Annotated in this window: 17 protein-coding genes; 2 read left to right on the forward strand and 15 right to left on the reverse strand. The window is 72.7% G+C overall.

Going from position 1 to position 22,325, the window contains the following annotated elements:
• The first annotated feature begins 46 nt into the window (after positions 1-46).
• Positions 47-1,012, forward strand: a complete 966-nt coding sequence (locus tag ACVCAG_RS28915) for a phosphotransferase family protein (RefSeq protein ID WP_447190630.1) — start codon at positions 47-49, stop codon at positions 1,010-1,012.
• Positions 1,013-1,057: 45 nt separating this feature from the next.
• On the forward strand, positions 1,058-1,351 hold the full coding sequence (locus ACVCAG_RS28920; RefSeq protein WP_362683315.1) for a TFIIB-type zinc ribbon-containing protein: 294 nt from the start codon (positions 1,058-1,060) through the stop codon (positions 1,349-1,351).
• Between the two features lie 82 nt (positions 1,352-1,433).
• Here ACVCAG_RS28920 and ACVCAG_RS28925 read toward each other — a convergent pair whose 3' ends face one another.
• The 15 genes from ACVCAG_RS28925 to ACVCAG_RS28995 form a co-directional block, all read right to left on the reverse strand.
• Positions 1,434-2,411: a hypothetical protein gene (locus ACVCAG_RS28925; RefSeq protein ID WP_440086597.1), complete on the reverse strand. Its 978-nt coding sequence runs from the start codon at positions 2,409-2,411 to the stop codon at positions 1,434-1,436.
• A 268-nt stretch (positions 2,412-2,679) separates the two neighbouring features.
• Positions 2,680-4,131: a phosphatase PAP2 family protein gene (locus ACVCAG_RS28930; RefSeq protein WP_440086598.1), complete on the reverse strand. Its 1,452-nt coding sequence runs from the start codon at positions 4,129-4,131 to the stop codon at positions 2,680-2,682.
• 264 nt (positions 4,132-4,395) lie between these two features.
• On the reverse strand, positions 4,396-5,181 hold the full coding sequence (locus tag ACVCAG_RS28935) for a polyphosphate kinase 2 family protein (protein WP_440086599.1): 786 nt from the start codon (positions 5,179-5,181) through the stop codon (positions 4,396-4,398).
• Between the two features lie 98 nt (positions 5,182-5,279).
• Entirely contained in the window at positions 5,280-7,298 is a 2,019-nt protein-coding gene (locus tag ACVCAG_RS28940; protein ID WP_447190631.1) for a CehA/McbA family metallohydrolase, read from the reverse strand.
• 190 nt (positions 7,299-7,488) lie between these two features.
• Positions 7,489-8,100, reverse strand: a complete 612-nt coding sequence (locus tag ACVCAG_RS28945; RefSeq protein WP_440086601.1) for an ATP/GTP-binding protein — start codon at positions 8,098-8,100, stop codon at positions 7,489-7,491.
• Positions 8,081-8,467 carry a DUF742 domain-containing protein gene (locus tag ACVCAG_RS28950; protein ID WP_440067136.1) on the reverse strand — a complete coding sequence of 129 codons (387 nt, stop codon included), beginning with the start codon at positions 8,465-8,467 and terminating at the stop codon, positions 8,081-8,083. The genes ACVCAG_RS28945 and ACVCAG_RS28950 overlap by 20 nt, the downstream gene beginning before the upstream one ends.
• Positions 8,464-8,970, reverse strand: coding sequence for a roadblock/LC7 domain-containing protein (locus ACVCAG_RS28955; protein ID WP_447190632.1), 507 nt, complete (start codon positions 8,968-8,970; stop codon positions 8,464-8,466). Before ACVCAG_RS28955 ends, ACVCAG_RS28950 begins: the two co-directional genes overlap by 4 nt.
• Positions 8,971-9,069: 99 nt before the next feature.
• Positions 9,070-11,826 carry a nitrate- and nitrite sensing domain-containing protein gene (locus tag ACVCAG_RS28960; RefSeq protein ID WP_440086603.1) on the reverse strand — a complete coding sequence of 919 codons (2,757 nt, stop codon included), beginning with the start codon at positions 11,824-11,826 and terminating at the stop codon, positions 9,070-9,072.
• Between the two features lie 212 nt (positions 11,827-12,038).
• Positions 12,039-13,730, reverse strand: coding sequence for a prenyltransferase/squalene oxidase repeat-containing protein (locus tag ACVCAG_RS28965; protein ID WP_440086604.1), 1,692 nt, complete (start codon positions 13,728-13,730; stop codon positions 12,039-12,041).
• Complete coding sequence (locus ACVCAG_RS28970; protein WP_440086605.1) at positions 13,727-14,611, reverse strand: terpene synthase family protein; 885 nt, start codon at positions 14,609-14,611, stop codon at positions 13,727-13,729. The genes ACVCAG_RS28965 and ACVCAG_RS28970 overlap by 4 nt, the downstream gene beginning before the upstream one ends.
• Complete coding sequence (locus tag ACVCAG_RS28975) at positions 14,608-15,996, reverse strand: cytochrome P450 (protein ID WP_440086606.1); 1,389 nt, start codon at positions 15,994-15,996, stop codon at positions 14,608-14,610. Before ACVCAG_RS28975 ends, ACVCAG_RS28970 begins: the two co-directional genes overlap by 4 nt.
• Positions 15,997-16,440: 444 nt before the next feature.
• Positions 16,441-17,427 (reverse strand): methylmalonyl Co-A mutase-associated GTPase MeaB, encoded by a 987-nt coding sequence (gene meaB / locus ACVCAG_RS28980; protein WP_440086608.1) that lies wholly within the window; start codon positions 17,425-17,427, stop codon positions 16,441-16,443.
• Positions 17,411-19,594: a methylmalonyl-CoA mutase gene (gene scpA, locus ACVCAG_RS28985; protein ID WP_447190633.1), complete on the reverse strand. Its 2,184-nt coding sequence runs from the start codon at positions 19,592-19,594 to the stop codon at positions 17,411-17,413. The genes meaB and scpA overlap by 17 nt, the downstream gene beginning before the upstream one ends.
• Positions 19,591-21,483: a methylmalonyl-CoA mutase family protein gene (locus ACVCAG_RS28990; RefSeq protein ID WP_440086610.1), complete on the reverse strand. Its 1,893-nt coding sequence runs from the start codon at positions 21,481-21,483 to the stop codon at positions 19,591-19,593. Before ACVCAG_RS28990 ends, scpA begins: the two co-directional genes overlap by 4 nt.
• A gap of 10 nt (positions 21,484-21,493) precedes the next feature.
• Positions 21,494-22,249, reverse strand: a complete 756-nt coding sequence (locus ACVCAG_RS28995; protein ID WP_447190634.1) for a TetR family transcriptional regulator — start codon at positions 22,247-22,249, stop codon at positions 21,494-21,496.
• Between the last annotated feature and the right edge of the window lie 76 nt (positions 22,250-22,325).

Here is a 22,325-nt window from a genome sequence, read left to right on the forward strand (position 1 = left end):
TAGGCCGCCGGTCGGCGGGACGGGCGACCGGTGGTTCACTTGCCGGATGGACAGCGAGGACCTGATCGACGAACTGCGCCGGATCGGCGCCCGATACGGCGGCGCGCCCGGCACGGTGCTGCCGACCAGGCCGGACGTGATCATCGTGCGGGCCGGTTCCGTCGTGGTCAAGGCGCACGCGCCGGGGGCGGAGCGGGAACCGCTGGTGGAGCGGATGCGGGCCACCGCGCACCCGGCACTGCGCGGGATCATGCTCGAACCGGTGACCGAGGAGGTCATGACCGCCGGGGACCGGCTGGTCACCGTCTGGCCGGCCGGGACGCCGGTGGACCACGCGGATCCGGACGCGGCGCCCTGGGAGGCGGCCGGGCGGCTGCTCGCGCGGCTGCACGCCGTACCGGTGCGGGCGCTGCCCCCGCTGCGGGCCGCGGGGGGACCGGCGCGGGTGGCCTCGACCGTCGCCCGCCTGGGCGACCGCTCCGCCGCCGAGCTGGCGGTGCGCCGGGCCTTCACCTGCCTGCCCGTCCCGTCCGCGCCCGGCACGAACCCGCCCGGCGCGGCTCCCGGCGGCTCCTCCGGTACGGCTCCCGGCGGCTCCTCCGGTGCCGCTTCCGGCGGCCTGACCCACGGCGACTGGCACATGGGCCAGATGGTCCGCGCGCCGGACGAGTGGATCCTCATCGACATCGACGACCTGGGCGTCGGCGACCAGGCCTGGGACCTGTCCAGGCCCGCCGCCTGGTTCGCGGCCGGACTGCTGGAGCCCGAGGTGTGGCACCGCTTCCTGGAGGCCTACCGCGCCGCGGGCGGGGTCGCCGTCCCGCGGGACGGCGACCCGTGGGGACGGCTGGAGATCCCGGCGCAGGCGATGACCGTGCAGCTCGCGGCGGCGGCGGTGGCCGCCGCGGGACGGGAGGGGCGTCCGCTGGACGAGGTGGAGGAGGTCCTGGTCGAGTCCTGCCTGAGGATTGTCCGGCATCGAAGCGCCTGCCATAGTGTGCCCACGCAGTAGGTTGTGGTTACTCGGTTACCACGCCAGAACAAGGAGACCAGCCAGATGCAGTGTCCCAAGTGTCGGGGCGCCATGCGCACCTATGAGCGCAACGGCGTTCACATCGACCAGTGTGAGAGCTGTCGCGGAATCTTCCTGGACTACGGCGAGCTCGAGACGCTGACCCGCATGGAGAGCCAGTGGTCGCAGCAGTCCCACGCAGCTCCGCCGCCGCCGCCCCCGCCGCCCGTGCACGGCGCTCCCGGCTACGGCGCTCCCGCCTGGGGTGCACAGCACCACGGCGGCCACTACGGCCACCACCGCCAGCGCAGCTGGGTCGGGATGCTCTTCTCGACCTGATCGGCCGAGGTGACACCGGGACCGCGACCTCGTCACGAGGTCGCGGTCTTCGCGTTCCCGGCGCCTCCGGGAAGGCGGCGCGTCAGGTGGGGAAGTCGCCCGGCTTGACCTTCTTGGGCTTCACGGTGCCGCCGGTCACGGCGTGCAGGGTGATCGTCCAGTCGGTCCAGCGGATCTGGGTCGCGGTGTGGACGGTCCTGAACCGCACGGACTTGCCGAACTGCTCGAAGGCGCACGAGCGGGTGAAGGTGCGCGCCTTCGCGTCCCAGTCCTGGCCGAGGGTGTAGTAGATCTTGTAGCTGCCGTCCCGCACACCCCGGATCTTGAAGTTCGACTTCCTGCGGACGTACACGGTGACGGCCTTCTTCTTGCCGCGCACCAGGACGACGACGGCGTCCTGCCTGGTGCCGTTGCGCAGTTCGAGGTAGGCGCGGCCCGTTCGCCCCTCGGAGGCGATGAACCTGCCGTTGGACAGCCGGCGGTCGCGCTTCTTGGCCGCCTTGACCGGGATGACGCTCGCCGGATACCCGCTCAGCGTCTTGGCGACGTCTTCCACGTCGGACAGCTGGTCCGCCTCGGCCATGCCGGTCAGCACGGCCGGGCCGGTGCACACCCGCTGCTCCTCGGCGTCCTGGCGGGCGGTGTCGAAAGAGGTCCGCAGCCGTCCCAGAGCCTCGACGTAGCTGTCGTGCTGGGCCTTCACCTCCGCGGGAGGTGCCAGCGCGGACAGCCGGGTCACCGCGCCCTCCACCGCGCCGGAGGTCTTCTGCAACTGCTTGCCGAGGGTCTTCAGCCCGCCGGTCGCGGCCAGCTTCTTCACCGCGTCGCGCACCGGGCCGCGCGCCTCCTCCAGCTCGGCCCGGTACTCGTCGGGCGTCAGCGTCACGGCGGCGGGCGAGCCGGTGGGGGGTGAGGAGATCCGGTCACCGGATCCCTGTCCCGTTCCCACCGTGCCGCCCGCGGTGGCCGGGCCGACCACGGGGTCGCCCGGAGACGGGGTGCAGGCGGTGAGGGCCACCAGGGTGACCACGGCACAGGCGAGCAATCGGGGGGTAGTCACCTGCACAACTATCGCCGGATCGATCACTGGGCGTCAAACAGTGCCCGGGAATCGGCAATCTCTGACAGCGCCCCCCTCCCGGTCCGCGGACAGCCACCGGGTGATGCCGATCGACTCCAGGAACGGCAGGTCGTGGCCGGCGACGACGAGCGCGCCCCGCTTCCCGGGCCGGTGCGCGCGGTCGCCCCGCGACGGCGGGCGGCCCCGCCGACGGCGGCGCGGTCACGGCCGGGTCCCGGCCGGCCGTGGCCGGGACGCCGTCCGGAGGTCAGCCGGCCGGCCGGATCACGAGGAGCGACCGCGGGCGCTTGGTGAACTCCACCTCGCCCGTGACCGTGAACGTCTCGCCGTCGCGTGCCAGCCGCAGCTTTCCCGAGGGCGCGGAGACGCGCAGCGTGTCGGCCTGCCACTGCTGGTAGTGGCGTGACAGCTTCACCCGTCCCGCCAGGAGGCTGAGGAACACCCGCAGCCGGGGCAGCCGGTCGGCGGCGGCGAGCACGCGGATGTCCAGCAGGCCGTCCTCCAGGCGCTGCCGCCTGGAGGGGGCTCCGCCGCGCGCCTCGTAGCGGCAGTTGCCCACGAAGACCATCCAGACGCGCCGGGGGACCCCGTCCACGACGAGATCCACGGGTTGCGCGCCCCCTGGGCCGAGCACCTCGGCCATGGCCCAGAACAGCGCGGGCCACTTGCCGATCCGGCCCTGCCGCCGCTCCCTGCGCTCCACCAGCGCCGGGTAGACGCCCACGCTGGCGGTGTTGACGAACGTCCGGCCCGCGACCTCGCCGACGTCGACGGCCACGAGGTCGCCGCTGTGGTAGGCCGTCACGGCCTCCTCGGGGGTCTCCACCCCGAGCGCGCGGGCGAACCGGCCGTGGGCGCTCGCGGGCACGACGAGCAGCGGGGTCGCCCCGCCCGCCGTCTCCTGGGCCGCCAGGTTGACCACGGTGTCTCCCCCGGCCACCGCGAGCACCTTGGCCCGCGAGGCGGCGTCCCGCACGGCGGCCCCGAGGTCGGCGCCCGGCGCCACCTCGACGACCTCGGCCCGTGGGAGGGCCTCGCGCAGCGCCTCGGCCGTTCCCGCGACGGCGTCGGCGGAGCCGTCGACCACGGCGACCGTCCCCTCGCCCTCCGGGTCGAGCCGCGCGGACGGCGCCGTGAGGGCGGCGCGCGCCTGCCCCGCCTCGCCGGCGTCGGGCCAGATGCGACGGGTGATCAGCCCCGCCGCCACACCGATCCCGGCTCCGGCGAGCACGTCGCCGGGATAGTGCACGCCGGTGTAGACGCGGGAGAAGCAGACGGCCGCCGCGAGGAGCGCGACGGGGACCGCGACCACGCGGGGCGCCTCCAGCGCCACGGCCGCGGCGAAGGCGCCGGCCGTGGCGGAGTGGCCCGAGGGGAACGACGCCGATGCGGGCATCTTGATCAGCCGGGCGAGCGGGAGCCCCTCGGCCGACGGCCTGTTCCTGCGGAAGGCCTGCTTGCCGACCAGGTTGACCAGCGGGCTGGCGAGGCTGACCGCGAGCAGCCCCCTGGTCGCGGCCCGGCGCAGCGGCCGCCGCCCGCTGACCGCCAGCGCCCCCGCCACCCCGGCCCACAGGAGCGAGTTGTCGGCCGCGCGCGACAGCGCGGGCACGACGCGTTCGAGACCGGGCAACCTGGCGCCCGCCACCATGGCGAACACCCGCCGGTCCAGCCTGCTCAGCCGCGAGCCCAACCGCATGCGCCGCACCTTCCTGCGATGAAGAGAAGCAATGACGAACAGCAACGACCAACTGCCACGACGAACCGCTCACGACGGACGAAAGGACAGCCATTCGATTCTGCCGCGTGCCCCCGTGCCCGGGGCGTTTCCGCCGCTCCCATACTTCTCGGCGGAACGGCGCGGACGACACCGACGGCGACAGCGACACCAACGGCGACACCGACAGCGACAGCAACGGCGACACCGACGACGGGGACCACCGCGACGACGGCGACGGCCTCGCTACTCGCCGGCGGCGCCGCCCGTCGGGGAGGAGATCACCGGCTCGTGGCCCCTGACGGCGAGTTCGGCCTCGATCGCGGCGCAGACGGTCTCCGCGACCGTGACGCGGGCCAGGCGCTTGTCGTCGCCGGGGACCACGTGCCAGGGCGCCTTCGGGTGGTCGGTGCGGGCGAGCATCTCCTCCACCGCGACCTCGTACCGCGGGCGCTTCTCGCGGTTGCGCCAGTCCTCGTCGGTGAGCTTCCACGCCCGCAGCGGGTCGCCGGCCCGATCCCGGAAGCGCCTGAGCTGCTCCTCCTCGGAGACGTGCATCCAGAACTTGACCATGATCATGCCCTCGGCGGCGAGGGTCCGCTCGAACTCCACGATCTCCCCGTACGCGCGGGACCACTGCTCCTCGGTGGCGAAGCCCTCGACCCGCTCCACCAGCACCCGGCCGTACCAGGAGCGGTCGAGCACGGCCATCCCGCCCCAGCCGGGCAGGACCGGCCAGAACCTCCACAGGAAGTGGTGGCGCTTCTCGTCGTAGGTCGGCGCGGCGAACTGGGCGACGCGGACGTGGCGCGGGTCCAGCGGGCGCACCAGCCGCTTGATCGCCCCTCCCTTGCCCGAGGCGTCCCAGCCCTCGAAGACCACGCACAGCGGCGGGCCGATGCGCTGCTCGCCGACCTGGCCGCCGAGCGTGAGCCGCAGGTGGAGCAGGCGGTCCAGGGCGGCGTCGAGACGCTCGGAGGCGTCCTTCTTGGTGAGCTTCTGCGACAGGTCGACCTCAGACAGGCGGTTCATACCGACAAGCCTCGCATGTCCCGGCCCGCGGGCGGTCCGGGCGGGCGGTCCAGGCGAGCCGTCCAGGAGGGCGGTCCGTGTCCCGCCGCCGCGCGCCGTCAGGCCAGGCGGTCCCGGTAGACCTCCCTGGCCCGGCCGATCAGGGCGAGGTGGTCGGCGAGCTGCCCGCCGGTCTCGAAGGTGCCCTCCTTCCGCAGCAGCGTCTCCAGGGCGTCCAGCCATTCCAGGCACCAGCCGACGTCCTCGGCCCTGGCCACGTGACGGCCGTCCACGTCGAGGTAGACCGGGCTGGTGTGGGCGTACACCTCGCCGGTGAACGACCGCTCGTGCGGTCCGCCGGTGGCGAGGGCGACGACGTAGGTGGGGTCGCCGGCGACCAGTTCGGCGGTCAGCTCGCCGGGCGGCCCCTCGGCCAGCACGCCGTCCGCGGTGCGGATCTCCAGCCGTTCCACCTCCGGGCCGACCGACCGGACGGTGATCGTGACCCGCTCCCCCGGTGACAGGTCCAGGGTGGCCCCGGGGCCGTGGCCCGCGACCGACAGCTCCAGCCAGGGCCCCGTGGTGCCGAAGGTACGGCCCCGCCTGACCGCCTCGGCGAACGACGCGGCGGTCAGCGGCCCGTCCACCCGGGCGTAGACACGCGCCCAGCCGGGCGGGTTGGACTGGTTCCCCCGCCGCGCGAAGGAGACCATCGCGTCGGTGCCCGCGGTGACCGCGACGCGGTTGCCCGCTCCGATCAGGCGCCGGTAGACGGCGGCGGTCGCGGTGATCGACGTCTGGCTGAGCACGTCCAGGGTGTCGACGAGGCCGAGCGCCGCGTCGGCGACGATCTCCCGGGAGGAGCAGTTGCGCCCCCACCGCAGTGCCTTGTCGGGTCCGTCCATGTCGCTGAACGGGTTGTGGAAGGGGTGGCTGTAGCCGGTGACGGCCCCCAGGCCGCGGAGCTCCTCACAGGCGACACTGTTGGGCGGCCAGTCGGCGGTGCCGAGGAAACCGGTGTGGAAGCGCGAGGGCGGGGCCGAGACGCCGAACGCGTAGAGGTGGCCGAGCAGGTCGTTGCGGTACTCGACGCCGATCCTCGCCACGTGGGAGGCGTCGGACCAGGGCAGGTCCCGCCCGGCCCAGTGCTCGAGCGCCTCGGAGTCGTAGACCCGCTCGGAGGAGACGTTCCCGGCGACCAGGTTGAGGACGTGCAGGTCCTCGCCGTGCTGCATGATCCCCGCGAGTCCGGGCGTGCCGACCATGTCGCCCGCCCAGTTGAGGTGGACGTGCATGTCCCCGCCGTACCAGCCCAGGGCGGCCGCGTCGTAGAGCCGCTCCGGGGTCAGCTCGACGAGGGTCTCCCCGTTCGGCGCGGGGGTGACCGTGACCTGCGCCGAGCCGTACTCCATGCCCCTGGACACCCGCACGGTCAGCGTCTCGGCCGGGACGTCCAGGACCAGGTCGTCCCCGTGGAAGTAGGGCATCACGTGGTAGTCGTGCCGGTCGGGGGCTCCCTCGGGGTACCAGCCCTGGCCGTGCTCGCCGTACACGCTCCACTTGCACGGGAAGCCCGCGCGCACCCGGAGGCGGGCCGCGGGGGCGGGGCGGGTCAGCGGCGACAGGTCGACCGGTACGCCGTCGGCGACCACCTCGCTCCGGCTCGTGATCTTGATGAGCCGGGCGCCGCCGGGTCCGACCACGTGCGCCCGCCCGTCCGCCAGCACGGTGACCGGACCGGACCTGCTGGAGTCGAGCAGCAGCGTCGTGCGCAGGGGCCTGCCGTCCAGCACGGCCTGCGCCCGTGCCCGCAGCGCGACTCCCCCGTCGGTGAGGCGGAGCGCGGCGAGGTTGCCGAGCACCCGGCCCGCGAGGACGCCGCGGACGACCTCGTCCATGTCCAGCTCGTCGAGACGGTCCCTGAGCTCCTCGAACGGCACCTCGGGATAGCGGGTGCCGAGCATGCCGTAACAGACTTCCCAGAAGCTCGTCGTGCCCATCAGGTAGGCGTCGGTGGCCATGGACCTGACGTAGAAGATGGGATCCTCGCCCCAGGTGACCCCGTGCTCGTCCAGCAGCGCCCGGTACTCTCCGAGCGCCCGCGCGACTGTGTGAGGAATGGTCGGATCGTCACACATAGGTCTCCCCGCACGGTAGGACGCAGGTGATCGCCGCTATCGTGACACGCCGGATACGGGGTGTTGTCGCAAGGCGTCCGGCGGTGAGGGATTCGTCCCTACCGGAGGGGTAAAAACGCTCCCGGGGCGGTGATGATCCGCCCCGGAAGGGCCCGTCGCGTCCGCGGGCCGCTGCCCGTCCCGCGGGAGGTCAGGCGCCCGACGGCTGGGACGTCGTGCCCAGCCGCATCCGCATCGCGTGCTCGACGAGGGTGATGAGCACCTCCTTGCCCGACTCCCGCTGCCTGGCGTCGCACAGCACGATCGGGATGTCCTCGTGCAGGGTCAGCCCGAGCCTGACCTCGTCGAGCTCGTAGCGGCGGGCCCCGTCGAAGCAGTTGACCGCGACGATGAAGGGCGTCTCGCGCCGCTCGAAGTAGTCGAGCGAGGGGAAGCAGTCGGCCAGCCTCCGGGTGTCGGCGAGGACCACCGCGCCCAGCGCGCCCAGCGCCAGCTCGTCCCAGAGGAACCAGAAGCGCTCCTGGCCGGGCGTGCCGAACAGGTAGAGGCGGTAGTCGTCGCCGATGGTGATGCGGCCGAAGTCCATCGCGACCGTGGTGGTCTTCTTGGTCTCCACGCCCGACAGGTCGTCGACGCCGATACCCCGGTCGCTCAGGGTCTCCTCGGTGCGCAGCGGCTCTATCTCCGAGACCGCGCCGACCAGCGTGGTCTTGCCCGCGCCGAACCCACCGGCGACCAGGATCTTGATCGCCTTGGGCAGCTTCACGCGCCCGGCGTCGCGACTAGAGCGCACGGAGTCCATCGAGCACCGCCCTGTACAGCCTCTCGTCGTGCATGTCCGTCTCCGAATGCGGTTCTTGCATGGCGATGAATCCCTGGTCGAGCAGGTCGCTGAGCAGGACACGGACCGTGCCTGCCGGAAGGTTCGTGTGGGCCGCGATCTCCGCGACCGACTGGGCCTGCCGGCAGAGCCGGACGATGGCCAGGCACTCCGGGTCCAGCCCCGGTTCCCTCGACGAGACCTGCCGGATGGTCACCACCAGGGTGATGAGGTCGAACCGGCCGCGGCTCGGTTCGGTCCTGCCCCGCGTCAGGACGTACGGCCTGACGATCGGCCCCGCCTCGTCGCCGACCCACTGGGTGTCGGGCTGCTCGTCGAAGATGCTCATCGTGTGCCGTCGCCTCTGAAGGAGTCGGCCCTGAGGGAGTCGGCCCTGAGGGAGTCGGCCCTGAGGGAGTCGGCCCTGAGGGAGTCGGCCCTGAAGGAGGACTCGGCCGTCCTGGTGGGCGAGGTGAGGTACTGCCCCACGCGGGTGACGAGCATGGCCATCTCGTAGGCCACCAGGCCGACGTCGGCCTCGGCGCTGCAGAACACCGCCAGGCAGGCTCCCTGCCCGGCGGCGGTGACGATCAGGTACGCCGTCCGCATCTCGATGATGGTCTGGCGCATCGGCCCGCCACCGACCCGGTCGCTCACCCCGCGGCCCAGGCTCTGGATCGCCGACCCGACGGCGGCCAGGTGCTCGGCGTCGGCCGGGGAGAATCCCGCCGACGCGGCCAGCAACAGGCCGTCGGTGGAGAACACGATTCCGTGCTGAGCTTCCTCCACCCGCGAGACCAGGTCGTCCAGCAACCAGGCCAGGTCCGTGAAGGATCCTGTTCCCTGCACCACTCGTTGTCCTCTCCTTCTGCCTTCCGACGTCACGTCGCCGGTTCCCGGCGGCTCATCGGCGCCTGCCTGGCACGCGCGATTTGAGATCGTTCACTGGGGTCACACGGCGGGCCCGCCCTCGTCCGCGGGATCGCCGTCGCGATCGAGCAACTGGGCGGCGTCGTCGCGGCCTCGGCGCGTACCGGCCTGGAAGGACGACATGGCCGCGCGGATCATCTCCGGCGAGCGCTCGGCGGCGTCGTCGGCCGGGGGCGGCGGCGCGGGCTCGTCCTCCTGCAGGGGGGCGGCGAGGTGGGTCTGCGGAACGCGCCTCGGCAGGCCACCCGGGGTGTGACTGCTGTCGGGCGGGGGCAGCACGGGCGGCAGCGACGTCCCGGAGCCGCCCGGACGCCCGTGGGCGCCGGAGTCGTCGGGCCCCGCGCCGGGAGCACCCGGCGAGGCGGGGGATCCGGGGCTCGTGAAATCGGGCAACCGGCCGGGTGCCCCGGTCTCGGGCATCTGCCTGAGTGCCGAGGGATCGGCGAAGCGGCCGGGAAACGTCGGATCGGTGAAACCCTCCGCGGGCGCCGGGCCCGCGGAATGCCGTCCGGAGGGCGTCTGGTCGGCCCGGCCTGCCGGAAGGCCCGGATCCGTGGAACGGCCGGTGTGCGGCGGGGTGAAGAAACTGCCGGGGTCGGCGAAGCCGCCGGAGGACGCCTGGTCGGCGAGAAGGCCGGAGGGCGCGGGGCCCGCCGGATGCGACCTGCCGTTGGCGGGCGGCGACGGCTCCCACGCCTCGGCCCCGGTGCCGGGAACGTGCTCGCTGATGACCTCTCCCTCCGCCCCTGCGGCCCGCACGGGGCCGCCGGTGATGCCCAACGGGTCGCCCACCCTGCCGCGGACCGCGGCGACCGCGGAGGTGGCGCCGTTCATCTCCTTGCCGCTCGCCGGGCGTGCCTGCGGCACGCCGACCCCGACGGAGGGGCCCGGGTCCTCCTCGCTGATCAGTTCCTGCGGGATGAGGACGACGACGGTCGTGCCCCCGTACGGGGAGGACTTGAAGGTCACCCGGATGTCGTGCCGTTCGGCCAGGCGGCTGACGACGTACAGGCCGAGGCGGGCGTTGCCGGAGAGCTTGAGCTCCGGGGGGTTGGCGATCCGCTCGTTGGCGTCCGCGATGTCCGCGGGACTCATGCCCAGGCCGCGGTCCTCGATCTCCAGCGCGTAGCCGTGCGCCACCGGGTATCCGCCGACCTGCACCGTCGTGTAGGGCGGGGAGAAGGAGGCGGCGTTCTCGACGAGCTCGGCGATCAGGTGGATGACGTCGCTCACCGCCCGGCCGTCCAGCGAGACCTCCCCCAGGGGCATCACGTCGACCCGGGTGTAGTCCTCGATCTCGGCGAGGGAGCCGCGGACCACGTCGATCATCGGGACCGCGTCGCGCCAGGCGCGGCCCGGCGCCGCGCCGGAGAGCACGAGGAGGTTCTCCGCGTAGCGCCGCATACGGGTCGCCAGGTGGTCGAGCCGGAACAGGTCGCGCAGCTCCTGCGGATCGTTCTCTCGCCGCTCCATGACGTCGAGCACGCTCAGCTGGCGGTGCACGAGCGACTGGGTGCGGCGGGCGAGGTTGCGCAGGATGTCGGCGATGTCGCGGCGCAGCTGGGCCTGCTCCGCGGCGACCTTGATGGCGGTCCGCTGCACGGCGTTGAACGCCTGGCCGACCTGCCCGATCTGGTCGTCTCCGAACTTGAGGGGAGGCGCCTCCGCCGCGACGTCCACCACCTGCCCGTGACCGATCCGCTCGACCACGGCGGGCAGCCGCTCGTTGGCGAGCTCCCAGGCGGCGGCCCGCAGCTTCTCCAGCTGCTGGACCAGGGCGCGGGCCGTGGTGATGGCCAGGACGACCGAGGCGATGACGGCCACGAGTCCCAGGCCGCCGGCCAGCGCGAGCCGTACGATGACGCCGGCGGCGACCGGGCCCGACCGCTCGACCACGCCGCTGCCGGCCGCGAGCACGGCCTGCGTGAACTTGGTCTGCGCGGGCTGGGCGTCGGAGCTCCACCGCGTGACGTCGATCACTCCGGCCTGCACCACGTTCGGGTCCTCGATCAGCTGGTCCTCCATGGCGCGCAGCCGGACGAACTGATCGCCGGCGACCAGCCGCCGGTAGGCCTCCTGGTCGGCGGCGGGCAGCTCGGCCACCGCCTGGTCGGTGACGAAGCGCCGCGTGCCGACCATCTGCGTGAACCTGACCTGCTCGCCGTCGGCGAACCGGCCCGCCGTCAGGGCGCCCATCACCAGGGCGTCCTCCTGGGCCAGCATGTCCCGGGCCCGGTTCATCCCGATGAGCGTGCGGGTGTCCTTGGCGAGTTCCTCGTCGTCCAGCGTCGCCAGCGAGTCGTAGACGCGGAAGATCGAGTCGACGATGGCGGTGAACTCGGTGGCCGCCCAGGTCCGGTTGACCCGGCCGGCGTCGATCGCCTTGCGCGCGGCGGGCAGGTCGTCCATCAGCTCGCGGGTCTCGCCGAGCCGGCGCTCGAGAGCGGGACTTCCCAGCAGCCGCACCCCGCTGCCGCCGGTGAGCTTCCGGAAGTGCGCGTCGGCGGCGTCGGTGCGCTTGCGCTGGGCGGCCATCGCCTCGCGCCGCTGGCGTTCCGCGCCGGCCGATCCCAGGGTGATCGCGGTCAGCCGCCGCTCGGCCTGCAGCTCGACGATGAGCCGCTCGCTCGGGTCGGCGACCTCGGTGTTGAGGGTCGCCACGCCCAGCATGTTCAGACCGTCACGGACCGTAACCCATGCCGTGAACGCCCAGAGCGCGGTGAGCGACACCAGAAGTGCCGTGACCTTGGTCCGCAAGCTCGCGTTACGCAAGCGCATGGTATCCACCCCGGGAAGGAGAAAGAAAATAGCCGGCATTTTTCATGGCGGTTGACACATACCGGTCAAACAGGTCAAACGGTCGCCACATCGCGGGGGTCAGCGAGACACCCCACATCACACCCGCCGAACCATAGCAATGTCACTAAAAACCCTCAAGACGGACAGAGTGGATACACCCTTGTGTCCTGTTTTGAATTCACGGTCAATTTTCAATACGAGTCATCCTCGGGAATGTCGAGCGCGCCTCGCGCCAGGTGCAGCGCGCCCAGAACGGCCGCCCTGACGATCGCGACCGGCAGATACAGGTCCTTGTCCACCCAGAGCGACGGCGCCTCGTCGTCACGGGCGGCCAGCAGATGGCGGTACCCGCGCTCCACGGCCTCCCGCCACCGCTCCTCCCGCGCCGTGCCGGCCAGCAGCAGGGTCTGCAGCGCGTAGGCGGTCTCCTCCGCGGTGCCTCCCCACCGGCCCCACGACCCGTCCCGGCGCTGGGTGCCGAGCACCCAGTCCACGGCACCGCCCACCGCGCCCGCCGACCTCCCGCCGCCGAACTCGCGCAGCGCGATCGCGCAGCAGGCCGTGGCGTAGTACGGCGAGACGTGCCAGCGGTCCGTCCAGCTGCCGTCCGCCTCCTGGCGGTCACGCAACCAGGCCGCCAGCTTGGCGACGACGGCCGCGTGGCGGGGCTCTCCCCCGCACCGGCGCAGGTACTCACCGAAGGCGTCGAGCACGTGCGCGTTGGTCGTCGGGGACATCCCCTCCTCCCCGCGCCAGGTGCAGAAATGGGTCTCCAGCTCGAACGGCCACAGCCCCTCCGGCTCGCGCGGCTCGCCGAGCAGCGCCAGCGCGTACAGGGCGACGGAGGTGGTGTCGGCGTCGGCGGGCAGGCCCGGGCCCGTGGCGACCCCGTCGGGACCGAGCCCGTCCCGCAGGCTCGCGACCAGCTCCGGCGGTACGTCCACCGGGATTCCCGCACGCCGCAGCCAGCTCAGCGTCCAGCCGCGCTCGAACACGGTGACGGGGAGGGTGCACGGCACCGGCCCGCCCGTGGAGGCCACCACGGCCTCCAGGTACCGCCGTACGGCGCCCTCGTCCCCGGCCCTCCGCGCGGCGCGGTCCCCGAAGGCGGAGGCGTCCGCGGTTTCGGGGCCGTCCGCGCCCCCGGAGGCGTCCACGGCTCCGGGCCGGGAAAGCGCGGCCAGCCAGGCGGCGCTCGCCCCCGGGGAGGCACCGGCGGCCGCCATCCCGCCGGGCATCGGCGTGGGGAGGATCCCGGAGGCGGCCGTCGCCTCCGGGCCCGCGACCTCGAGGGCGTGGACCAGTTTCTGCGGGACCGCCGCACCCGACATCAGCCACGCCCTGACGGCCGCCAGCTTGGCGCCGCCCATGCCCGGGGGCGGTTCAGGACCCTCCCCGCCGAGGTGCCCGTCGATCAGGGCGAGCAGGGACGACACGATGAGCTCGATCGCGGGCGTGTCCGGCGGCCAGGTGGCCGGGAAGGACCAGTTCCGGACGGCCTCCAGCCCGCGGTCGGCGGCCTTGGCCAGGAGGGCGGGATCGGCGGCGGTGTCGCGGCCGAGCTCGGCCAGCAGTGCCTCCACCGCGCTCAGGGTGGGGACGAGGGCGTGGTCACCGGACGAGGACCAGCGGCCGTCCGGCCGCTGGGTGGCGAGCAGGTACCCGACCCGCTCGGCGTGCCCGGCCAGCCAGGGCGCCAGGCTCACCACCCGGCCGGTCTCGTACGGCGAGGCGGACACCTGGCCCCAGGGCTCGGCCAGCAGCCCGGCGACCAGTTCGCGCGCCTCGGCGGCCGCGTCGATCCCGGCGTGGTCCTCCACCCCGATCCCGGCGCCGGCTCTCGTGCCGGGTTCCGTGGTGGCGAGCAGGCCGTCGACGCTCACAAATCCCCCCAGTAGTCACCGACCTGGTAGAAGCCCGCGCAGAAGTCCATCTGCCGTTCCATGTAGCCCGCCAGCTCCGGATGGGCGGCCCGCAGGGGGGCGACCAGTTCCCGGCTCCGGGCCGCGAGCCCGGCGATCCGCCGCTCCACCTCGGCGCGGTCCAGGCCGAGCAGCAGGACGTTGAGATCTCCCCAGGCGACGTCCCGCTCGTAGGTGCCCAGGTCGTTCAGGAGGCGGATGACCCGTTGCACGGCCCAGCCCGCCTCGCGCAGCGCGCCGATGTCCGCGACCGCGCCGGAGCCCGTGACATGGATCCAGTGGGCGGCGAACACGTAGGAGAAGCCGAGGTTGTCGGCGTTGCCGAGATACTCCTCGTAGGTCGGCGTGACCTTGTCGGTCTTCCAGCGCCACTCCGTGAGCATCCCGTCCAGCATGCGCTTCAGCTCGTCGCGCCAGACCGGGCCGAGCTCGGGGAAGGCGGGCGAGGACGCGAGCTCGTCGCGGATGTCGCCGAGCATGCGGGTGAGGTCGTCACCGGGGACCGGCGGGGCGCCGCCGGCCACGTCCAGGCACCGCCGGGCGATGTCCTCCACCTCGGACGACGAGGTGGCGACGTAGTCGACGAGCCAGTCCAGGCCGAACGCCCACAGGGAGACCTTGTTCGCCGTCCGCAACTGCCCGGCGTCGAACCAGGGGCCGCCGAACGCCATGGCGAGCGAGAGCGTGCTGTACAGGGCCGCGTCGAACGGCTTGGCGGAGAACAGGCCGGGATAGGTCTCCGCCCACTCCCGCATGTCCCGCTGGGACCGCCCGGCGCGGGCGCAGATCGCCCCGGCCTCCCTGGCGTCCGGCCGGACGCCGGGATCGGGCCGGCGCGTCATCGCAGGGCCCCGCTCCGGTCGCGGCCGTTGAAGGACACGCCCAGCGCGACCTTCTGCCGGGGGCGCAGCGAGGCGGCCCAGCCGGTGTCGAACGGCCCGGGGGTGCGCACCGACATCCGGAACCGGCTGAGGATGCTCGCGACCACGAGCGGCGCCTCGACGTAGAACAGGGGCTCGCCCAGGCACCTGTGCGGGCCGCCGCCGAAGGGGAAGTAGGAGTACCGGTGCCTGCGCTCCTCGCTCTCCGACCGCCCGGGCGCGAACCGCTCGGGGTCGAACTCGTCCGGGCGCTCCCAGAACTCCTCCAGCCGCTGGGTGGCGTACGGGGTGACCAGCACCGAGGATCCGGCCTTGATCCGCACGCCGCCGATCTCCGCGTCCTCCATCACCCTGCGGGGCAGGAACCAGCCCGCCGGGTACAGGCGGAGGGTCTCCTGCAGGACCATGCGCGTGTAGACGAGGCGGGGGATGTCCTCGGGCACGGCCGGTCCCTCGCCGACCACCTCGTCGATCTCCGCCTGGAGCCTGGTCGCCACGTCCGGGTGCTCCTCCAGCAGCAGCCACAGCCAGGTGAGGACCATCGCGGTGGTCTCCGAGGACGCGGCGTACACGCTGACCAGCGCGTCGCGGATCTGCTTCTCGGTGAGCCTGTCACCGTTCTCGTCCACGGACCGGCAGAGCACGGAGATGACGTCGACGTTGTCGTCGGGGTTCGCCATCGCCTTTCTCACAATGGGGAACACCACGTCGTCGATCGATTCGACGGCCTTCAGAAAGGTCCGGTCGCCGGGGATCCGCATGAAATACGGCATGAACGGCATGAGAATTCGATAGACGAGCGAATAGGACGCCTGTTCGAAGGCGGGGATGATGCGTTCCCCGTCCTCCCGGTTCAGCTTGTCCCCGAACAGCACCCGGTTGACGATGTAGCTGAGGATCCGGGACATCTCCGTGGCCGCGTCGAAGTCGCGTCCCGACCGGACGTACTCGTCCCACTCCTCGACACGCCCGGCGACGCGCCTGGACACCTCGTCGGCGATCGTGGCGATGTACCGCGTGGTGAACAGCGGCTGCAGGACCTTCCGGCTGTTCTGCCAGTGCTCGCCGTCGCTCATGATGCTGTGCCCGAAGAGCCGTTCCAGGGGGCGCCAGAACATCCCCAGACGCTGGTGCTTGGTCCATTCGAGACGCATCACCTTCTGGACGTGGTCGGGATGGGTGACCAGGTAGGGACGGAAGGGCCCCAGCTCCAGCCGGAGGACCTCCCCCCTGGACTCGCGCGCGAACTCGGCGAGCGCGCCCGCCGGTTCGCGAAGCAGCTTCGGCAGGGCCCGGTGCATCGGAACGGATCTCGCCCGGCGGCCGGTACGGGCGCGCACGTCCATGGACATAGGTAAACGTCTCCCACCTCGCGTGACGTGAATTCGCGCAGCACGAGACAACCGCCCGCACGGGTGAGTGCGGCGGTGTTCGGAAACGGGACATCCCACCTGTCCCGCGCCCGCCCGGGGCGTGGATGAGGACTGGTCAACCGACAGGTCAGAGGCCGATCGGCCGGCAATCCAGGGACGCTCCGGACCTCCTCGCCTGTCTCATTCTGTGTTTTACACGCTAAAGCGCATCACATCACAACATTAGTTAATCTTCGCACGAAGTATCACATGACCCACCAGAAGTGATCAAGGTCATATAGAATATAAATCTTGCCACTTTCGGACACACGACTTGTTAACATGCGCTTAACACCGGCGCTTTAACGGCGGATCAGGAGCCGATCGCGCGACGACCAGAAGTTACCCAGAGTGACCGCGGGCTCGCGCTCGGAGCCGTCAGCCGTCCTTGGCGAAGGCCGTGAGGACGCGGTCGGCGGCCAGCGACGGGGTGAGGGCACCCTCCTGGACCTCGCGCTCCACCTCGGCGACGATCGCCGCGACCTCGGGGTGCTCGCGCAGCCGGGTGAGCAGCCTGTCGGTGATCAGGGCCCAGGTCCAGCGGACCTGCTGGCGGCGACGGCGCTCGGCGAGCTCCCCCGAGGCCTCCAGGGCGTCGCGGTGCCGGACGACCTCCCCCCAGAGCTCGTCCAGCCCGTTGCCGGTCAGCCCGCTGCAGGTGAGCACCGGGGGCGTCCGCTCCGCGCCCAGCAGGCGGAGCGCTCCGGCGAGCTCTCTCGCGGCCTTGCGCGCGTCCAGCTCGTGGGGGCTGCCCTCGGACCCGTCGGCCTTGTTGATCGCGATCACGTCGGCCAGCTCCAGCACGCCCTTCTTGATGCCCTGGAGCTGGTCGCCCGTCCTGGCCAGGGTGAGCAGCAGGAAGGTGTCGACCATGTCGGCCACCGCGGTCTCGGACTGGCCGACCCCGACGGTCTCCACCAGGACGACGTCGTACCCGGCCGCCTCCACCACGACCATCGCCTCGCGGGTCGCCCTGGTGACCCCGCCCAGGGTGCCCGAGGTGGGCGAGGGGCGGATGAAGGCGTCCGGATCGACCGCCAGGCGGGCCATCCTGGTCTTGTCGCCCAGGATGCTCCCGCCCGTACGCGTCGAGGACGGGTCGACGGCCAGCACCGCCACCCGGTGGCCCTGCCCGGTCAGCCGGGTGCCGAGGGCGTCGATGAACGTGGACTTCCCGACGCCGGGCACGCCGGTGATACCGACCCTGCGCGCCGCGCCGCCGAGCGGGGTCAGCTCGGCCAGCAGCCGCTGGGCCAGGTCCCTGTGGTCGGCTCGGGAGGACTCCACCAGCGTGATCGCCCGCGCGATCCACGCCACGGACCCCTCCTTCACCCCCTGGACGTAGTCGTCAAGAGTGCGCGTCATGGCCCAGCCGGGTGAGCAGGTCCGCCAGCAGCCCCCGGGCGGCGTCGGCGATCACGGTGCCGGGCGGGAAGATCGCGCTCGCGCCCGCCGCGCGCAGCGCGTCGAAGTCGCCCGGCGGGATGACCCCTCCGACCACGATCATGATGTCGTCGGCACCCAGCGCGGCCAGCGCCTCGCGGAGCGCGGGCACGAGCGTGAGGTGCCCGGCGGCCAGCGAGTTCACGCCGACCACGTGCACGTCGGCCTCGACCGCCTGCCGGGCGACCTCGTCGGGCGTCTGGAACAGCGGGCCGACGTCCACGTCGAAGCCGAGGTCGGCGAAGGCCGTGGCGATCACCTTCTGGCCCCGGTCATGGCCGTCCTGGCCCATCTTCGCCACCAGGATGCGGGGGCGGCGGCCCTCCAGGCGCTCGAACTCGGCGCAGGCCGCGCGGACTCCGTCCACGCCCGATCCCACCTCCTCGCGATAGACACCGGTGATCGTACGGATCTGCGCCGCGTGCCGCCCGAACACCCGCTCCAGCGCGTCGGAGATCTCCCCGACCGTGGCCATCGCGCGGGCCGCCTCGATCGACAGCGCGAGGAGGTTCCCGTCGCCCGCGGCGCCCTTTGTCAACGCTGTGAGCGCTTCCTCCACCCGGTCGGGGTCGCGCTCCTCGCGCAGGCGGCGCAGCTTCTCCAGCTGCTGGGCGCGTACCGAGGTGTTGTCGACCTTCAGCACGTCGATGGGCTCGTCGATGTCCAGCCGGTACTTGTTGATCCCGATGACCGGCTGGCGCCCGGAGTCGATGCGCGCCTGCGTGCGGGCGGCGGCCTCCTCGATGCGCAGCTTCGGCAGTCCCTGGTCGATCGCCCTGGCCATGCCCCCGGCGGCCTCGACCTCCTCGATGTGGCCCCAGGCCCTGGTCGCCAGCTCGTGGGTGAGCCGCTCGACGTAGTAGGAGCCGCCCCAGGGGTCGATCACCCGGCAGGTGCCCGACTCCTGCTGGAGCAGCAGCTGGGTGTTGCGGGCGATCCGCGCGGAGAAGTCGGTGGGCAGGGCGAGGGCCTCGTCGAGGGCGTTGGTGTGCAGCGACTGGGTGTGGCCCTGGGTGGCGGCCATCGCCTCGACGCAGGTGCGGACGACGTTGTTGTAGACGTCCTGGGCGGTGAGCGACCAGCCGGAGGTCTGCGAGTGGGTCCGCAACGAGAGCGACTTGGGGTTCTTCGCCCCGAACCCGGACACCAGCCGCGCCCAGAGCAGTCGCGCCGCCCGCAGCTTGGCGACCTCCATGAAGAAGTTCATGCCGATGCACCAGAAGAACGACAGGCGTGGCGCGAAGGCGTCGATGTCCAGGCCCGTCTCGACACCCGCCCGCAGGTACTCCACCCCGTCGGCGAGGGTGTAGGCGAGCTCCAGGTCGCAGGTGGCCCCGGCCTCCTGGATGTGGTACCCGGAGATCGAGATCGAGTTGAACTTCGGCATCCTCTCGCTGGTGTACGCGAAGATGTCGGAGATGATCCGCATCGAGGGGCCCGGCGGGTAGATGTAGGTGTTGCGGACCATGAACTCCTTGAGGATGTCGTTCTGGATGGTCCCGGCGAGCTGCTCGGGGGCCACCCCCTGCTCCTCCGCGGCCACGACGTAGAGCGCGAGCACCGGGAGCACCGCGCCGTTCATGGTCATCGACACGCTCATCCTGTCGAGGGGGATCCCGTCGAACAGCTGCCGCATGTCGTAGATGGAGTCGATGGCCACGCCCGCCATGCCGACGTCCCCGGCCACCCTCGGGTGGTCGGAGTCGTAGCCCCGGTGGGTGGCCAGGTCGAAGGCGACCGACAGGCCCTTCTGCCCGGCGGCCAGGTTGCGCCGGTAGAAGGCGTTGGACTCGGCCGCGGTGGAGAATCCGGCGTACTGGCGGATGGTCCACGGCTGGTTGACGTACATGGTCGGGTACGGGCCGCGCAGGAACGGGGCCGCGCCGGGGTAGGTGTCCGGGAAGTCGAGCCCGGCCAGGTCGGCGGCGGTGTAGAGCGGCTTGACGCCGATCCCCTCCGGCGTCTCCCACACCAGCTCCCCGGGATCGCTCCCGGTGGCCTCCCGCACCGATCGCGCCCAGGCCTCCAGGCCGGGATCCGGGGCCGCCGGCCGGGTGCCGAGCTCGATGCCGGAGAAGTCGGGAATCATCGGGCCACCCCCAGGTCCTCGAAAGTCGTCCTGAGCACGCCGAGCGCGTCACACCCCGCGTAGAGGTTGGCGTCCACGCCCTCGAACTCTCCCTTCCCCGCCAGCCAGACCTTTACCGCCCCCGCGCCCCTCAGCGCGGCGGCCACCGCCTCGGCGTGCCCGGCGTACAGCCGGTCGCTGGAGCACAGGCACGCGACCTTCGCGCCGCCGGCGGCGAACGCGGCGGCGATCTCGCCGGGATCCGTGACGGCGCCGCCGGTCACGGTGGCGATGCCGCCGGCCTGGAACAGGTTGGCCGCGAACGACGCCCTCGCGGTGTGCGCGGCCACCGGCCCGATGGTCGCCAGGAAGACCTTCGGGCGGGTCTTCTGGGCGTCGGCCAGGTCGCGCAGCGCCTCGAACTCCTGCGCGTAGTGCACCCCGGCGCTCCCGGCGGCCGCCTCTGCGGGCCTGGGCCGCCTGCTCAGGGGTTTCTCGGCCAGATCGGGGAACTCGCTGACGCCGGTGATCGGGTCGCGGCGCCTGGCGATGCCTGCCGCGCGCCGCTCCCAGGTGGCGGCGAGCCGTCCCGCGACGAACCCGGAGGCGAGGGCGTCGGCCATGCCCCCGCCGCCCCCGGCGCGCTCGATCTCCTGGAACCACGTCCAGGCCCGGCCCGCGAGGTCCTCGGTGAGCCGCTCCACGTAGAAGGAGCCCCCGGCCGGGTCGATCACCCGGGCGACCCCGGCCTCCTCCACGAGCAGCGACTGGGTGTTGCGCGCGATGCGGCGGGCGAAGGCGTCCGGCAGGCCGAGCCGGGCGTCGAAGGGCTGCACGGTCACCGCGTCGGCCCCGCCGGTCCCGGCCGCGAAGCAGGCGAGCGTGGTGCGGAGCATGTTCACCCACGGGTCGCGGGCGGTCATCATGGCCGAGCTGGTCACCGCGTGCTGCCGCTGCGCCGCGCCGGGGGCCCCGGAGACACCGCACACCTCGGCGACGCGGGCCCAGAGCCTGCGGGCGGCCCGGAGCTTGGCGATGGTGAGGAACTGGTCGGCGGTGGCGGCGTACCGGAACTCCAGCTGCCCGAACGCCTGCTCCATCGTCAGGCCGGCGCCGACCAGGGTCCGCAGCGCGGCGACCCCGGCGGCGACGGAGCAGCCGAGTTCCTCCGCGTCGCCGCCCCCCGACTCGTGGTACGGGGTGGCGTCCACGACGACCGCCCTGAGCCCCGGGTGGTCCCTGACGCAGCGGCGGGCCAGCTCGATCGCGGTCCGAGCGTCGGCGAGGGCGTCGGCGCCCAGGTTCCCGGTGAGCGTCACCGATCCGCCGCCGGGCGCGCGGCCGGCGGCGCCGGAGGCCGTCCCCGGCTCACCGCCGGACACCGTCCCCGCCCCGCCTGACGCGCCGGCCGCGCCGGCCGCGTCACCAGGGGGCGCTTGGACCCCCCGCTCACCGGCCAGCGCGAAGAGCACCTCGGCCGCCTCGCGGGTGCGCTTGCCCGCGTCGAGCGTGACCGAGATCAGATCCAGGTAGACCCGCTCCAGGGCGCGGGGCAGGTCCTCGGGGGCGAGGGTGAGCCACAGCGAGGTGACGCCGTTCTCCAGATCCGCCAGGATCGCCTCCGGATCGGGCACCTCGTGGCGCTGCCGCACCTCCCAGCCCCCCTCGGGGCGGGAACCGCGGACGTAGGGGGCGGCTCCGGGAAGGCCCGGGTCGCCGGGCAGGTCGGACGCGTCGTAGATCGGTGCGATCGTCACACCGTCATGGGTGGTGGAGGCCAGCTCCTCCTCAGGGGAGCCGGTCTCGACACCGGACTTACGCAACACCCCGAGCGCCAGCTCCCGCCACCGGTCACGGGTGACCGGTGGGAACTCGGCGGCCGATCGAGGTTCCTCAGGCGGCACCGTCATGCACCGGATACTAGGCGCCGTCCCGCCGGGCGCCTCCCCCGGGTTCGTGACGGATACCGATTGTGGGGTCGATAGGGGGAGTTCGTGGATCGTTCCGAACGGGGCCACGCGGGAGGGAGGGGCCGGCGGGCGACGCCGGGGAGTCCTTGCCGAGCAGCCTGAGGTATCCGTACGAGAAGGCGACGAGCACGTCGACCACCTCCTCCAGGTCGGGGTAGCGCCCGTCGATGTGGCCGATCGCCATCGCGTCGCTCAGCGCGCCGATCCCGTCGGCGACCATCTCCAGGCGGCGCCGGTCGCTCTCGCGGCCGGCCGGGAAGCCGAACGAGGCCAGGTCCGCGACCAGGTGCGCCCGGTAGGCGGCCGCGCTCTCGACGGCGAACTCGTGGAACGGCGACGAGGGGTCGTGCCGGGCGCGCAGGCCCAGGCGGAACAGCGCGGGGTGCCGGCAGATGGCCTCCAGCGGTATCCGGAAGGTCTCGCGGTGGCGCTCCCTGTCGCTGGGGGCCTCGCGCGCCCGGCGCCGCGCCTCGCGCATCGCCCCCCGCAGACGCTCCCCCACCCGGTCGCCGAGCGCCCGCAGCAGCTCCTGCCTGTCCTTGAAGTGCACGTAGAAACTGGACTGGGCGATCCCCGCCGCCCGGGCGACCTTGACCGTGGTCAGGCCCGCCTCCCCCTCCTCGTCGAGGATGGCGAACGCGGCGCGCATGAGGCGGCGCCTGGTCAGGTCCTTGGCCTCGCTCCTGGTCAGGGGTGTGCTCGTCACTGCCAGCCTCGCTTCCCGTTCACCGATAAGCCTACCGGCGAGCTTCCACGGACATCCGGCGCGAACAATCGCCTCC

This window comes from Streptosporangium sp. G12, from assembly GCF_052983175.1.

Bases quoted from the DNA above. Each gene is read 5' to 3' on its own strand.
- ACVCAG_RS28990 (WP_440086610.1), bottom strand. From the start codon at position 21,483: ATGACGGTGCCGCCTGAGGAACCTCGATCGGCCGCCGAGTTCCCACCG.
- ACVCAG_RS28920 (WP_362683315.1), top strand. From the start codon at position 1,058: ATGCAGTGTCCCAAGTGTCGGGGCGCCATGCGCACCTATGAGCGCAAC.
- ACVCAG_RS28935 (WP_440086599.1), bottom strand. From the start codon at position 5,181: ATGAACCGCCTGTCTGAGGTCGACCTGTCGCAGAAGCTCACCAAGAAG.
- ACVCAG_RS28960 (WP_440086603.1), bottom strand. From the start codon at position 11,826: ATGCGCTTGCGTAACGCGAGCTTGCGGACCAAGGTCACGGCACTTCTG.
- ACVCAG_RS28930 (WP_440086598.1), bottom strand. From the start codon at position 4,131: ATGCGGTTGGGCTCGCGGCTGAGCAGGCTGGACCGGCGGGTGTTCGCC.
- scpA (WP_447190633.1), bottom strand. From the start codon at position 19,594: ATGATTCCCGACTTCTCCGGCATCGAGCTCGGCACCCGGCCGGCGGCC.
- ACVCAG_RS28970 (WP_440086605.1), bottom strand. From the start codon at position 14,611: ATGACGCGCCGGCCCGATCCCGGCGTCCGGCCGGACGCCAGGGAGGCC.
- ACVCAG_RS28975 (WP_440086606.1), bottom strand. From the start codon at position 15,996: ATGGACGTGCGCGCCCGTACCGGCCGCCGGGCGAGATCCGTTCCGATG.
- ACVCAG_RS28950 (WP_440067136.1), bottom strand. From the start codon at position 8,467: ATGAGCATCTTCGACGAGCAGCCCGACACCCAGTGGGTCGGCGACGAG.
- ACVCAG_RS28940 (WP_447190631.1), bottom strand. From the start codon at position 7,298: ATGTGTGACGATCCGACCATTCCTCACACAGTCGCGCGGGCGCTCGGA.
- ACVCAG_RS28915 (WP_447190630.1), top strand. From the start codon at position 47: ATGGACAGCGAGGACCTGATCGACGAACTGCGCCGGATCGGCGCCCGA.
- meaB (WP_440086608.1), bottom strand. From the start codon at position 17,427: ATGACGCGCACTCTTGACGACTACGTCCAGGGGGTGAAGGAGGGGTCC.
- ACVCAG_RS28945 (WP_440086601.1), bottom strand. From the start codon at position 8,100: ATGGACTCCGTGCGCTCTAGTCGCGACGCCGGGCGCGTGAAGCTGCCC.